The following is a 12443-nucleotide window of genomic DNA, read 5'->3' as shown; positions in this document are numbered from 1 at the left end:
AAATCAGTCCTTGGATGCGATGGTGGGGTTGGATGCGGCGGTTGGATCGACGCGGCGGCTCGACGCCTCGATCTTCGCGGCCAGCAGCTTGTCCCAGCCATAGGGGTCGGAACGGAAACTCATCGTGCCGTTGTTGCTGGCAAAGGCCGTCCAATAGAGCAGATAGACCGCCACTTCCTTGGGCAGCGACACCCGCTGGGTCTTGCCGGTGTCGATCAGCGACTGGATCTTGCCCGCCAGATCGGGATTGCCGGCCACCATCAGTTCGGCCAGCGGCACCGGCTTTTCGAGACGGATGCAGCCATGGCTCGCCAGCCGGTCATAGCTGGAGAATTTCGCCCTTGAGGGCGTGTCGTGCAGATAGACGGCAAAGGGATTGTTGAAGTCGAACTTCAACCGTCCCAGCGCGCTGCCGGGGCCGGCGGGCTGCACGATCCGCTCGCCCGTTTCGGGCGTGCCCACGATCTTGTAGCCCTGACGGATCAGCGCGGCGCGGCCCTTCGGCCACAATTCCCGCTTCGCGATGGAAGCCGGGACGTTCCAGGGAGGATTGACGACGATCGAGTGAATGCTGGACGACAGCATCGGCGTCGCATTGTCCGGCGCGCCAGTGACCGCGCGCATGGAGGTGACGGGCTGATCGCCTTCGAACACGGTCAGCACGGCTGCGGCGATGTTCACCTGCACCCGATTGACGGGCAGATCGCGAGGCATCCAGCGCCAGCGTTCCATATTCGCCATGATCGCTGCGATTCGATCCTCTACCGGAACGTTCAGTTCCTTGAGCGTGCGCGCATCCAGCAGGCCGGTGGGGTTAAGCCCGTATCGGCGCTGCGCCCGCTGCAGCACATCGATCAGCTTTTCCGCAGGCGTGACGCTTTTATCTTCGATGGCGATGCGTGCGCGCACCGTATCGGGGGAGGATTGCGCAGTCAGGACCGGCCATCCGCCCGCATCGCGAATACGTTCATAATTGGCCAGGCCCTTGCGCAGCCCGTCATAGCCCGCATAGGGCGGGGTCAGGTTCAGTGCCCATTGCGGCAATCGATCCTCCGCTATTGCCTTGGCAAGGCCGGGACGCGGATCGAAAGGAGCAGGGCGCAACGCCCAGATCTGCAGGAAATCTGCGGTATCCACGCGACCTGTGCTCAGCGCTTTGGCCCGATCCAGCACGGCGGAGATCAGCGCTTCACCAGTCAAAGGGCCGGTCGCCTTGCTCCGCGCCATCAGTCCTTGCTGCGCGCCGCCGGTCAGCCAGACGTTCAGCCATTTTTCCTGCGCTGCGGACAGGGGCGGCAACGGCAAAGGTGGCGGTGGCGTCACGATGGCGGGCGGCAGAATGACCTGGGGCTGGGGCGGGGCAGGCAGCGTGGGTGCGACTGCCGGAGGCTGCGCCACCGCAGGCAATGCAGAGACACCCAATAGGGAAAAAATGGAAAAACGGATCAATTTGGGACGTTTCATGCTGGACCAGATAGCGCAAAGCCCGCATCGTTCAAACTCGAAGATCGCGGAAAAGATGATGCTACACGTCGTTCACCATCCGGCTTATGTCTCTCCGGCAAAATCGGGCAGCCATTTCCGCTTTGACAAATATGGGCTGGTTATGGAAGCGCTCCAGCATAGCGGCGCGGCCTTTACTGTGCATGAACCCGAACCCATGCCCCGCCATTGGATCGAGGCGGTGCATGACCCCGCCTATGTCGATCAGGTCGCAACCCTTGCCGTGCCGCCGGAGAAGGAGCGGCGCATCGGCTTTCCGGTGACGGATCGGGTGGCGCGCCGGTCGATGCTGTCGCCCGGCGGGACATGGCTTGCCGCGAGACTGGCGAAGCAGCACGGCTATGCCGCCAACGCGGCGGGAGGAAGCCATCACGCCCTGCATGACAGCGGGGCGGGCTATTGCATCTTCAATGACCTGGCCATTGCCGCTCATCGTCTGATCGAGGAGGGGGACGCCCGGCGCATCCTGATCCTCGACCTTGACGTGCATCAGGGCGACGGAACGGCGTCGCTGATGGCGGGACGGCAGGATATCTTCACCCTGTCGATCCACGCGGAGAAGAATTTCCCGGTTCGCAAGGCCCGTTCGACGTTGGACGTCGGCCTGCCCGATGGCGTGGAGGATGAAGCCTATATGGCGACGCTCGCCAAGATTTTGCCCGACGTGCTGGAGGGATTTCGGCCTGATCTCATTCTCTATCAGGCCGGCGTGGATACGCATGCCGACGATCGGCTGGGACGGCTGGCTCTGAGCGATGAAGGGCTGGCCGCGCGCGATCAGATGGTCATCCGGGCAGCCCGCGATCGGGCCATACCGCTCGCTAGCACAATGGGCGGAGGTTATGGCGAGGATCGCATGGCGGTTGCTCGGCGGCATGTAGACTGCATGATCCGTTTGGCGCAACTGACGCGCCCCGGCGAGGCGTGAGGACGGGTCAATGGACCGTCTCTCCGACAACCGGTTCGGCGGGAGGGTTGCTGCTCTCCATGATCTTCGCTGCCACCAGCCCAGCCGCAACGAGTGCGGCAAAATCGCTGAACGCCAGGTAAAGAATATAGCCCCAGGGCGCGTGATTGAACACCGCTTGCCCCACATGCAGCCATAGCACAGCAATCAACGAAAACAGCAGGGTGACCCGCACGCTCCGGTACAGATCGCCGCCCATGAAACGCAACATCAGCGCGATCAGCATGCCCACGGTCAGCGCCAGTATGAGTCCGCCTACCAGCGCTCCGGTATCCGTCACCGGAAATCCACCGCTATTGTAGAAGACCATCGCGACGGGGCCTTTGCCATACAGCACCGTGCCCTGGGCTGTCGCAGGATCGGGAATCACGTAGACCCCGGTGCCCGAGGCGGTCAGCGCCTGCGCCATCGCAGCCTGCAACTGGCTACCCGCCGAGGGATCGGCGCGATGATAGGCGAGCGCGCTAAGCGGGGTCCCCCAAAACAGAAACCCGACGAGATACATGGCGACCCCGCCAATCAGGCCGCCAAGCAAGGTTCGGAACATATGCCCTCCTGTGCTCTCCATGGTCAGAGAGGCTGACGGACAAACGCAGGGGGGGCAATATCTTTCCGGAAAATCAGTCTGCTTTGCGCGCAGCCTTCTCGGCAATGCCCGACATGCCCTCGCGACGGTCCAGTTCGTTCAGCACATCGTCGAGCGAAATGTCGAGATCGGCGAGCAGTACCATCAGGTGAAACAGCAGGTCCGCGCTTTCGCCGATCGCGCCGTCGCGGTCGGCCGCCATGGCGGCGATCACCGTCTCGACGGCTTCCTCGCCGACCTTCTGCGCGATCTTACCGCGCCCCTTGGCCGTCAGCTTGGCAACATAGCTTTGGGACGGATCGGCCTGCCGCCGCTGACGAATGGTCCGTTCAAGATCGAAAAGGGTGGTGCGCATGGCGCCATGAAGCGCGGGGCATGCGACCCGTCAAATGAAAACTGACTTATGCCTGATGACGGCGGGAGAAAATCCGTTCGTTCAGCCTGCCCGGACGGGGACGCCGGCTGCCGCAAGCGCCTGATGCGCCTGGGCAATCGTGTGCTGGCCGAAATGGAATATCGATGCCGCCAGCACGGCGCTGGCATGCCCCTCGATCACCCCCTCCACCAGATGTTCCAGCGTGCCGACGCCGCCGCTGGCGATCACCGGAACCGATACCGCATCGGCAATGGCGCGGGTTAGGGCAAGGTCATAGCCCGCCTTGGTGCCGTCGCCGTCCATGGAGGTCACCAGCAGTTCGCCCGCGCCAAGCTCCGCCAGCCGGATCGCATGTTCCAGCGCATCGATGCCGGTCGGCTTGCGCCCGCCATGGGTGAAGATTTCCCAGCGGCCTTCGCTGACGCGCCGCGCATCGACGGAGCCGACGACGCACTGGCTGCCGAAGCGGTCGGCAATGTCGGCCACCACTTCGGGGCGGACGACGGCGGCGCTGTTGACGGCGACCTTGTCCGCTCCGGCCAGCAGCAAGGCCCGCGCATCTTCCGGGCTGCGCACGCCGCCGCCGACGGTGACGGGCATGAAGCAGACCTCTGCTGTCCGGCGCACGACGTCCAATATGGTCCCGCGCGCCTCATGGGTCGCGGTGATGTCCAGGAAGCAAAGCTCGTCCGCGCCCGCCGCGTCATAGACCTTGGCCTGCTCGACCGGGTCGCCCGCATCGCGCAGGTCGACGAAGTTGACGCCCTTGACCACCCGGCCATTGGCGACGTCAAGGCAGGGGATGACGCGGGTGCGGACGGTCATGATCGCTTTCCTTAAGCTGCGGCCTGAGCCACCGTCAGCGCGGTCTTGAGGTCGAGCCGCCCGTCATAGAGCGCCCGGCCGGTGATCACGCCTTCAATGCCCTCATCGGCGTGCAGGCTGAGGATGCGAATATCCGCGATTCCCGCGACCCCGCCGCTGGCGATCACCGGAATGTCGGTGGCCCGCGCCAGATCGACGGTCGCGTCGATATTGCAGCCCTTGAGCAGCCCATCGCGACCCACATCGGTAAAGAGCAGGCTGGCGACGCCCGCATCCTCGAACCGGCGGGCAAGGTCGACCACCGGCATGTCCGATTTCTCGGCCCAGCCGTCGGTCGCGACGAAGCCGTCGCGGGCATCCACCGCGACCACGATGCCGCCCGGGAAATCGCGGGCGGCTGCCTTCACGAATTCCGGGTCCTTGAGCGCCGCCGTGCCGATCACGATCCGCGAGACGCCAAGGTCGAACCAGCGCTCCACCGCCTCGCGATTGCGGATGCCGCCGCCCAGCTGCACATGGCCGGGGAAGGCGGCTACGATCGCTTCGACCGCTTCGGCGTTGACGGCACGGCCCGCAAAGCTGCCATCGAGATCGACGACATGCAGATGTTGGGCGCCTGCCTCGGCGAACAGCAGCGCCTGTGCGGCGGGATTGTCGCCATAGACGGTAGCGCGGTTCATGTCGCCCTCGGCCAAGCGCACAACTTGTCCGCCCTTGAGGTCGATGGCAGGAAAAACGATCAGGCTCACGGCCTCCACTCCAGAAAGCGGGAAAGGAAGGAAAGGCCATAGCTCTGGCTCTTTTCCGGATGGAACTGGCAGCCGATGATCGTATCGCGCGCCACGGCAGCGACCAACGGGCCGCCATGATCCGTTACCGCGGCAATATGATCCTCCCGCGCCACGTCGAAATGATAGCTGTGCAGGAAATAGGCTTCCCCGGCCTCCAGCAAAGGCGGGCTGCCGCGCAGGGTGACGTCGTTCCAGCCCATGTGCGGCACCTTGACCGATGGATCGGCCGGTTCGATCAGCCTGACCGTGCCGGGAATCCAGCCCAGCCCCTCATGCCGTCCAAATTCCTCGCCCGCCTCCGCCAGCAGTTGCATGCCGACGCAAACGCCCAGAAATGGAACGCCACGCTGAAGCACGGCTTCGTTCATTGCCTCGACCATGCCGGGGATCGCCACCAGCGCATCGCGGCAGGCCCGAAAGGCGCCCACGCCCGGCAGGACGATCCGGTCGGCCTTTGCCACGACATCGGCATCGTCAGTGATGACGGCATTGTCCGCACCTGCCTTGCGCAGGGCATTATGGACCGAATGAAGGTTGCCTGCGCCGTAGTCGATCAGGGCCAGCGTTGTCACAGCATCCCCTTGGTCGACGGAATGGCGTCGGCCTTGCGCGGATCGATCTCCACCGCCTGACGCAGCGCGCGGGCGAGTCCCTTGAAGCAGCTCTCGACAATATGGTGATTGTTCGAGCCGTAGAGATTCTCGATGTGCAGCGTGATTCCCGCCGCCTGGGCAAAGCTTTGGAAGAAATGCTCCACCATTTCGCTGTCCCATTCGCCGATGCGCTGCACGGTGAAGGGTACCTTGAACACCAGCCAGGGTCGGCCCGAAACGTCCAGCGAAACGCGGGTGAGCGTCTCGTCCATCGGCGAATAGACGCTGCCGTAACGGGAAATGCCGCGCTTGTCGCCCAGCGCCTTGGCGATCGCCTCGCCAATGGCGATAGCGGTATCCTCGGTCGTGTGATGCTGATCGACATGGAGGTCGCCGACCGTCTTCACATCCATGTCGATCAGCGAGTGACGCGACAGTTGCTCGATCATGTGATCGAGGAAGCCAATGCCCGTCGAAACGGTATAGATGCCGGTGCCGTCGAGGTTGACGGTCACGTCGATCTGCGTTTCCGCAGTGTTGCGGTGAATGTCGGCCGTGCGCATGATGCGCCCTATAGCGAAGTGGCGGCGGCATGCAATGTGGCGTTACAATGTGGCCCTGCAATCGGTGGCTTGCACTTGACCAGCGCCGCCGCGCCGTTAGGACATGGGCGCATGAGCGAAGACCTGCCCGACAGCCTGATTCCCTATGACGAAATCGTGCAGGAGGCCCTGCGCGCCGTGGTCGGCCGCGTATTGGGCGAAATCGAGCGTTCGGGCGGTCTGCCGGGCGCCCATCATTTCTACATCACCTTCAAGACTCAGGCCGCTGGTGTCGACATTCCACGTCATCTGGTCGAGCGATTCCCCGATGAGATGACCATCGTGCTCCAGAATAAATTCTGGGACCTGAAGGTCAGCGACGATGCGTTCGGGGTCAGTTTGACCTTCAATCAGGTGGCGGCGCATCTTTACATTCCCTTCGCCGCGATCACGGCTTTCGTCGATCCGGCGGTAAATTTCGCCCTGCAGTTCCAGGCGCAGGCCGACATCGCCCCCGAACCACATGAGGAAGCGGAAAATGACGCGCCCCAGGTGATCTCCGAAGACGGCTCCAATGTCGTCACGGTGGATTTCGGCAAAAAGAAATAAGCACTGGAATCTGGGGCTTAAGGCCCCCAGATTGGCGGCACTCCAAAATAAGAGGGAGTGCCTGCCTTGACCGACACCCGCACTGAAACAGACAGTATCGGCGCCATTGAGGTGCCCGCCAGCGCCTATTGGGGCGCACAGACCCAGCGCAGCATCGAAAATTTCCCCTTCGGCGCGAATGAACAGATGCCGATCGGCATCGTTCATGCGCTGGCGATCGTGAAACTGGCGGCTGCTCGCGTGAACCGGGGTCATGGACTCGACTCGGGCCTTGCCGATGCGATCGAGGCCGCCGCCGCTCAGGTGATTGCGGGTCAATATGACAATCAGTTCCCGCTGGTCATCTGGCAGACCGGCAGCGGGACCCAGTCCAACATGAACGTCAACGAGGTGATCGCGGGCATTGCCAATGAGGCGCTGACCGGCCAACGCGGTGGCAAGAGTCCGGTCCACCCCAATGACCATGTGAATATGGGGCAGTCGTCCAACGACAGCTTTCCCACCGCGCTGCATATCGCGGCGGCGCGGGCGGTGACGGATCAGCTGTTTCCGGCGCTCGACAGGCTCCATGCGGCGCTCGATGCCAAAGTGCAGGCCTGGAACGCCATCGTCAAGATTGGCCGCACCCATTTGCAGGACGCGACGCCGCTGACGCTGGGACAGGAATTTTCCGGCTATGTCCATCAGCTTTATCGCTGCCGCAAGCGGATCGAACCGGCGGCCCTGCATGGCATGACCGCGCTGGCGCAGGGCGGGACGGCGGTCGGCACCGGGCTGAACGCCCCAAAAGGATTCGATGGGGCGGTCGCGAAGGAAATCGCGGCTCTGACGGGGCTTCCCTTTCGAACCGCGGAGAATAAATTCGAGGCGCTCGCTTCCAACGATCCGCTGGTGCATCTGTCCTCGACATTGGCAACGCTGGCGGTGGCATTGACCAAGATCGCCAATGACATCCGCTTGCTGGGGTCTGGACCGCGTTCGGGGCTTGGCGAACTGGACCTGCCCGCCAATGAGCCGGGCAGCTCGATCATGCCGGGCAAGGTCAATCCAACTCAATGCGAAATGCTGACCATGGTGGCCGCTCAGGTGATTGGCAACCATCAGGCGGTGACGGTCGGCGGCCTGCAGGGGCATATGGAGCTGAACGTGTTCAAGCCGATGATCGGTGCGGCGGTCCTGCGTTCCATTCACCTGCTGAGCGTTGGCATGGACAGCTTTGCCGAACGCTGCGTTGAGGGGCTGGAGGCGAATGAAAAGCGTATAGCGGAACTGCTCGATCGCTCGCTGATGCTGGTGACGGCATTGGCGCCGGAGATCGGTTATGACAATGCCGCCAAGATTGCGAAATATGCGCATGCGGAAGGGTTGACGCTGAAGGAGTCCGGTTTGCGGCTGGGGCTGGTGGACGAAGCAACCTTTGAACGGCTGGTGAGACCCGAAAAAATGGTGTGATCCAGATCAGCATGGCGGAACCCGGCGTCCTGCGATACATTGACGCCTTATGAAGAAGAAATCCCCTGACCAGCCGCTGATCGCCGTTCGCCCTCCGCGCAAGGCCGGGCTGCTTAAAAAGGCAGCGCGCGTCGGGGCCACGGTGGTTGCCGCCCGCGTGGCTGCGGATACGGGCAAGAAGGGCGTGATCGGCCTGCTCGCCGGGATGGGAGCCAAGCGGCTCATCATGCGCTATCCGGCGGGCGCACTGTTCGTGACCGGGGCCTATATGGCGGGGAAGATTTACGAAGCCAAACGCGAGGCCGACCGGAAGCGAGAGGCCAGGGCGTTGCCTGACAGGGCAGCTCAGCCGATCCTGATCGATGAGGCGCGTAAGGCCCGTAAAGGGTAGGACGTTCACAACCTCTTGCCAAATGCCGTCCATGGCGCCACTAGCGGCCATGGCCGACAGCATCTCCATCGAGACGCCCGATTTCAAGCGCCGCGGCGTCCTTTTCGTTCTTTCCTCGCCTTCGGGCGCGGGTAAATCCACCATTGCGCGCAAGCTGCTCGCCGCTGAGCCTGATCTGGCAATGTCCGTGTCCGCGACCACGCGGCCGATGCGGCCCGGAGAGGTTGAGGGCAAGGATTATCATTTCGTCGATCTGGAAGAATTCCGCCGGATGACGGCGGACCATGAGTTTCTGGAATGGGCGCACGTTTTCGGTCAGCGCTATGGCACGCCCCGCGCGCCGGTAGAGGCGATGCTGAAGGCGGGTCGCGACGTGCTGTTCGACATCGATTGGCAGGGGGCGCAGCAGTTGCACCAGATCGCTGGCGGCGATGTGGTGCGCGTGTTCATCCTGCCCCCCTCGATGGAGGAACTGGAGCGCCGCCTGCGCGGACGGGCGACCGACAGCGAGGAGGTGATCGAAGGGCGCATGTCGCGCGCGGCCAACGAAATCGCGCACTGGGACGGCTATGACTATGTTCTGTGCAATGTCGATGCGGAGGACTGTTTCCAGCGCGTGCAGACGATCCTGCACGCCGAGCGCATGAAGCGCAGCCGTCAGACCGGCCTCATCGGCTTCATCCGCAAACTCAGCCGCTATCATCAGGAAGAATGATCGAAGCCTGCCGGTCCGGCCCAGTCGGGATGGACCCAGGCCATGGCTTTGAACAGAGTCCCCATCGCATCGTCCGCCGCCAGCCGGTTGCGGGCGGTTTCAATCTCCGTGGCGCGGGCGGGCGATGCGCGGGCGAGTTGATCGGCGCGCACGTCAATGCCGAGCTGTCGCAGGAACGTCCCCTGGCCGACTGGACCCAGCACCCGCAATCCCGCCTGTCGAGCCATGTTGCCGATCAGGGTGAAATCGACATGGGTGGTGAGATCGCTTTCGCCCGGCTCGAGAAAGGGGTCGGCGAACTGATGATCCTTCACGGCCTGAAGCGTATCGCCGACGGCGGGACCTTCATAACCATAGTCGATGATGATCGCTGCGCCGCCCTGGCGGGCTATGCGCTGGGCCAGTTCCAGAGCGATGGCCGCGCCGACCAGGGGCGTTTCCAATATGGTTCCTTCGGCGGCATCGGCCGCTACCGCGGGAATGTCCGATTCGATGCGGCGATAGCCGGGCATGGCGGCGAACTGATGAAGCTGATCGGGGTCGGGATGAACGACAACCCGTTCGCGCCATTCCTGACCGACGCGGACCAGTTGCCGGACGGGCAGGGCGTCGAAAAATTCATTGGCCACGACCAGCAGCGGGCCTTGTTGGGGCAGACCGGCAATGCTTTCATGATGGAAGACGTTGGGGATGAGCGCCCTTTGCCTTCCACGCAGGCTGGGGCTGGTTTCAACGAAATGCACGCGCGGAACGAGCGTCGCGCCGGCCATGGTGCGCAGCGCGTCGGACGCCAGCGTGCCGCGGCCGGGGCCGAGTTCCACATAAAAGGCCTCGGGGCGGCTGCCCGAACGCATCCAGACATCCGCAAGGCAAAGGCCGATCAGTTCCCCGAACATCTGACTGATTTCGGGCGCGGTGGTGAAGTCGCCCGCCGCGCCCAGCGGATCGCGGGTGCCGTAATAATGCTGGTTCGCCTCCGCCATATAATGGGCGACCGAAATCGGGCCGCCCGCATGGATCTGGCGAGCGAGTCTCTCCGAAAGCGTGAGGTCAGCTGACACTCGCGCCGCCTGCGATCGGTTCGACCCTGATACGGCGCCCCTTCGCGGTGACGATCAGATAGAGGCCGCCAAGGATCATCGGAACGCAAAGCCATTGGCCCATATGCAGGCCGGTGCGGGCGGCGAATTCCATGAGTTGGGCGTCGGCCTCGCGGAAATATTCGACGCCGAAGCGGAAGATGCCGTAGCAGAACAGGAAAATGCCGACCAGCATGCCGGGCTTGTAGCGGGCGCGGGTCTTCCAGAAGGCGAAGGCGAGGATCAGGAACAGGATGATGCCTTCGAAAAACGCCTCGTAAAGCTGGCTCGGATGGCGGGCGAAGGGGCCGCCGGTCGGGAAGACCATCGCCCAGGGCACGTCGGTTTCCTTGCCCCAGAGTTCCCCGTTCACGAAATTGGCGAGGCGGCCGAAGAACAGGCCGAAGGGAACGCAGCAGGCGATGAAATCATGCATTCTCAACCAGCTGAGCTTTTCCTTGCGGGCCATGTAGAGGATGCCAAGCGACACGCCGAGCGCCCCGCCATGGAAGGACATGCCGCCGTTCCACAATTTGAAGATGTCCAGCGGGTGCGCCAGGATTTCTGGCTGATAGAAGAAGACATAGGCCAGCCGTCCGCCGATGATGATCCCCAGCGTCGCATAGAAGATCATGTCATCGGCATGGCGTCGCGCCATGGGTGAGCCGGGTTGGGCGATCAGCTTCAGCAAATACCAGTAGCCGATCAATATGCCTGCCAGATAGGCGAGGCTGTACCATTTCAGCGTGAAGAAACCGAGATCGAGCGCGACGGGGCTGAGGCCGAGCTGGTCGAAACGGATGGCGCCCGAAGCGGCGGCGGCAAGGTCCAGGATCAAGTTGTCGTTCCCCTTGGGAATAGTGGCACCCGCCATAGAGCAGGTTGGGGCGGATAGGAAAGGGGGGAAGGGGAATTGCGCTGATGGAAAAAGCGGCGGAAATGCGCCGGTTTGCGTCGAAGTTCACGGTGCATGCGCGCGCGTGCCCGGGCGCGCGTAGGCGGCGCGTCGCGATTTGCGGGGTGTTTGAAAGAGCGATGCAGGATAAACAGGTCTGCACGGAAATAGGACAGGCAATATTACATCTGTTGGAGAAATAGGACGGTTTTTCAGGTGACTGTGGTCATTGGGTTACGCGCGGTCGGCCGGTTTTTTGCGTGCCAGCCCAAAACAACGGGCTCCCGGTTCAGGCCAGCGATGTCGGAGGAAGTATGTCCGTCTCCGACCATTTCTTGCTGCTCGCACCTTCCGTGCAAGCGATCCGAAACCAGACATTGCTGCGGCGTAGGTCAGTGCTTTACATGGTGCGATGAAGCAAGCGGCGCACCTCGACAACCTTACTCTCGCCAAAGACGGGGCACAGCACATTCCCGCCGCTGTATTGCCGCTGCTTCCAGACATATGTGCGGCGTTGCGCGAACTTCCTCATGAGCAGGCAGGCGTTCGTATCCACGGCATCCAAGGCCTCCGGCCTTTTCTGGCTGCAAAAGGCGCAATAGGCTCCGTTGCAGCAGAATTTCTTGGATCGCGATGCCGCCCCGTTCGTGCAATCCTGTTTGACAAAACCGCTGCAACGAACTGGTCGTTGGGATGGCATCAGGACCGCACAATCTGCGTGAAGCGGCGGATCGATGTCGAGGGTTATGGGCCATGGACGATCAAAGGCGGAATGCAGCATGTCGCGCCGCCGTTTGAACTGCTGGCCCGGATGTTGACCCTTCGGGTTCATCTGGACGACGTGCCCGCTCAAAATTCGCCGCTGTTGATTGCTCCAGGCTCTCATGTCGGTGGGCGCGTACCGGTCGAACAATATGATGATGTTGTTGCCCAATCCGGCATTTACACCTGCCTCGCCAAGGCTGGCGACGTGTGGGTGTATTCAACTCCCATTCTACATGCCTCGGAGGCGGCGAGCGTCATGGGCCACCGTCGAGTCTTGCAGATCGATTACTCGGCAGATGAGCTTGCGGGCGGGTTGGAGTGGCTGGGCGTGTAATGGCGGCGGGCGACCAGTTT

At 62.8% G+C, this 12443-nt stretch carries 15 protein-coding genes; 6 read left to right on the top strand and 9 right to left on the bottom strand.

Annotated elements, in window-relative coordinates:
• Positions 1-3 precede the first annotated feature (3 nt).
• Positions 4-1464 carry a L,D-transpeptidase family protein gene (locus ACFC3J_RS04210; protein ID WP_375194950.1) on the bottom strand — a complete coding sequence of 487 codons (1461 nt, stop codon included), beginning with the start codon at positions 1462-1464 and terminating at the stop codon, positions 4-6.
• Positions 1465-1522: 58 nt separating this feature from the next.
• Between ACFC3J_RS04210 and ACFC3J_RS04205 the strand changes: the two genes are divergently transcribed.
• Positions 1523-2431 (top strand): histone deacetylase, encoded by a 909-nt coding sequence (locus tag ACFC3J_RS04205; RefSeq protein WP_375194997.1) that lies wholly within the window; start codon positions 1523-1525, stop codon positions 2429-2431.
• A gap of 7 nt (positions 2432-2438) precedes the next feature.
• On the opposite strand, the gene ACFC3J_RS04200 is transcribed toward ACFC3J_RS04205, so the two are convergent.
• The 6 genes from ACFC3J_RS04200 to hisB form a co-directional block, all read right to left on the bottom strand.
• Entirely contained in the window at positions 2439-3017 is a 579-nt protein-coding gene (locus ACFC3J_RS04200; protein ID WP_375194949.1) for a hypothetical protein, read from the bottom strand.
• A gap of 73 nt (positions 3018-3090) precedes the next feature.
• Positions 3091-3411 (bottom strand): phosphoribosyl-ATP diphosphatase, encoded by a 321-nt coding sequence (locus tag ACFC3J_RS04195; RefSeq protein ID WP_375194948.1) that lies wholly within the window; start codon positions 3409-3411, stop codon positions 3091-3093.
• 81 nt (positions 3412-3492) lie between these two features.
• A complete protein-coding gene (hisF, locus tag ACFC3J_RS04190) occupies positions 3493-4257 on the bottom strand; it encodes an imidazole glycerol phosphate synthase subunit HisF (RefSeq protein ID WP_375194947.1) in 765 nt (254 codons plus the stop codon).
• 11 nt (positions 4258-4268) lie between these two features.
• On the bottom strand, positions 4269-5006 hold the full coding sequence (gene hisA, locus ACFC3J_RS04185) for a 1-(5-phosphoribosyl)-5-[(5-phosphoribosylamino)methylideneamino]imidazole-4-carboxamide isomerase (protein ID WP_375194946.1): 738 nt from the start codon (positions 5004-5006) through the stop codon (positions 4269-4271).
• The gene (hisH, locus tag ACFC3J_RS04180; RefSeq protein ID WP_375194945.1) at positions 5003-5620 is read right to left on the bottom strand and encodes an imidazole glycerol phosphate synthase subunit HisH; all 618 of its coding nucleotides are present in this window, start codon (positions 5618-5620) and stop codon (positions 5003-5005) included. The genes hisA and hisH overlap by 4 nt, the downstream gene beginning before the upstream one ends.
• Positions 5617-6204 carry an imidazoleglycerol-phosphate dehydratase HisB gene (hisB, locus tag ACFC3J_RS04175; RefSeq protein WP_375194944.1) on the bottom strand — a complete coding sequence of 196 codons (588 nt, stop codon included), beginning with the start codon at positions 6202-6204 and terminating at the stop codon, positions 5617-5619. The genes hisH and hisB overlap by 4 nt, the downstream gene beginning before the upstream one ends.
• Before the next feature lie 111 nt (positions 6205-6315).
• Between hisB and ACFC3J_RS04170 the strand changes: the two genes are divergently transcribed.
• The 4 genes from ACFC3J_RS04170 to gmk all read left to right on the top strand — a co-directional run bounded on the left by ACFC3J_RS04170 (position 6316) and on the right by gmk (position 9350).
• Positions 6316-6792: an SspB family protein gene (locus tag ACFC3J_RS04170; protein ID WP_375194943.1), complete on the top strand. Its 477-nt coding sequence runs from the start codon at positions 6316-6318 to the stop codon at positions 6790-6792.
• A gap of 66 nt (positions 6793-6858) precedes the next feature.
• Entirely contained in the window at positions 6859-8244 is a 1386-nt protein-coding gene (fumC, locus tag ACFC3J_RS04165; RefSeq protein ID WP_375194942.1) for a class II fumarate hydratase, read from the top strand.
• Between the two features lie 49 nt (positions 8245-8293).
• On the top strand, positions 8294-8635 hold the full coding sequence (locus ACFC3J_RS04160; RefSeq protein WP_375194941.1) for a hypothetical protein: 342 nt from the start codon (positions 8294-8296) through the stop codon (positions 8633-8635).
• Between the two features lie 49 nt (positions 8636-8684).
• Positions 8685-9350, top strand: a complete 666-nt coding sequence (gene gmk, locus ACFC3J_RS04155) for a guanylate kinase (protein WP_375194996.1) — start codon at positions 8685-8687, stop codon at positions 9348-9350.
• Here the strand turns inward: gmk and ACFC3J_RS04150 are convergent.
• Both ACFC3J_RS04150 and lgt read right to left on the bottom strand, forming a co-directional pair.
• The gene (locus ACFC3J_RS04150; RefSeq protein ID WP_375194940.1) at positions 9338-10411 is read right to left on the bottom strand and encodes a class I SAM-dependent methyltransferase; all 1074 of its coding nucleotides are present in this window, start codon (positions 10409-10411) and stop codon (positions 9338-9340) included. The two genes, gmk and ACFC3J_RS04150, sit on opposite strands and share 13 nt — an antisense overlap.
• Positions 10401-11303 carry a prolipoprotein diacylglyceryl transferase gene (gene lgt / locus ACFC3J_RS04145; RefSeq protein ID WP_375194939.1) on the bottom strand — a complete coding sequence of 301 codons (903 nt, stop codon included), beginning with the start codon at positions 11301-11303 and terminating at the stop codon, positions 10401-10403. Before lgt ends, ACFC3J_RS04150 begins: the two co-directional genes overlap by 11 nt.
• A 433-nt stretch (positions 11304-11736) precedes the next feature.
• Between lgt and ACFC3J_RS04140 the strand changes: the two genes are divergently transcribed.
• Positions 11737-12423 (top strand): phytanoyl-CoA dioxygenase family protein, encoded by a 687-nt coding sequence (locus ACFC3J_RS04140; RefSeq protein WP_375194938.1) that lies wholly within the window; start codon positions 11737-11739, stop codon positions 12421-12423.
• Positions 12424-12443: the final 20 nt, after the last annotated feature.

Origin of the sequence: Sphingobium sp. (genome assembly GCF_041987595.1) — a bacterium.
Taxonomy (GTDB): domain Bacteria; phylum Pseudomonadota; class Alphaproteobacteria; order Sphingomonadales; family Sphingomonadaceae; genus Sphingobium.
Note: the sequence above shows the minus strand (reverse complement) of the source record. Positions and strands in the feature narration are given on the sequence as shown.

Excerpts from the sequence above, each read along its gene's own strand:
- ACFC3J_RS04205 (WP_375194997.1), top strand. The coding sequence starts at position 1,523 with ATGCTACACGTCGTTCACCATCCGGCTTATGTCTCTCCGGCAAAATCG.
- lgt (WP_375194939.1), bottom strand. The coding sequence starts at position 11,303 with ATGGCGGGTGCCACTATTCCCAAGGGGAACGACAACTTGATCCTGGAC.
- gmk (WP_375194996.1), top strand. The coding sequence starts at position 8,685 with ATGGCCGACAGCATCTCCATCGAGACGCCCGATTTCAAGCGCCGCGGC.
- hisB (WP_375194944.1), bottom strand. The coding sequence starts at position 6,204 with ATGCGCACGGCCGACATTCACCGCAACACTGCGGAAACGCAGATCGAC.
- ACFC3J_RS04160 (WP_375194941.1), top strand. The coding sequence starts at position 8,294 with ATGAAGAAGAAATCCCCTGACCAGCCGCTGATCGCCGTTCGCCCTCCG.
- ACFC3J_RS04200 (WP_375194949.1), bottom strand. The coding sequence starts at position 3,017 with ATGTTCCGAACCTTGCTTGGCGGCCTGATTGGCGGGGTCGCCATGTAT.
- ACFC3J_RS04210 (WP_375194950.1), bottom strand. The coding sequence starts at position 1,464 with ATGAAACGTCCCAAATTGATCCGTTTTTCCATTTTTTCCCTATTGGGT.
- ACFC3J_RS04195 (WP_375194948.1), bottom strand. The coding sequence starts at position 3,411 with ATGCGCACCACCCTTTTCGATCTTGAACGGACCATTCGTCAGCGGCGG.
- ACFC3J_RS04170 (WP_375194943.1), top strand. The coding sequence starts at position 6,316 with ATGAGCGAAGACCTGCCCGACAGCCTGATTCCCTATGACGAAATCGTG.
- hisF (WP_375194947.1), bottom strand. The coding sequence starts at position 4,257 with ATGACCGTCCGCACCCGCGTCATCCCCTGCCTTGACGTCGCCAATGGC.
- ACFC3J_RS04140 (WP_375194938.1), top strand. The coding sequence starts at position 11,737 with ATGAAGCAAGCGGCGCACCTCGACAACCTTACTCTCGCCAAAGACGGG.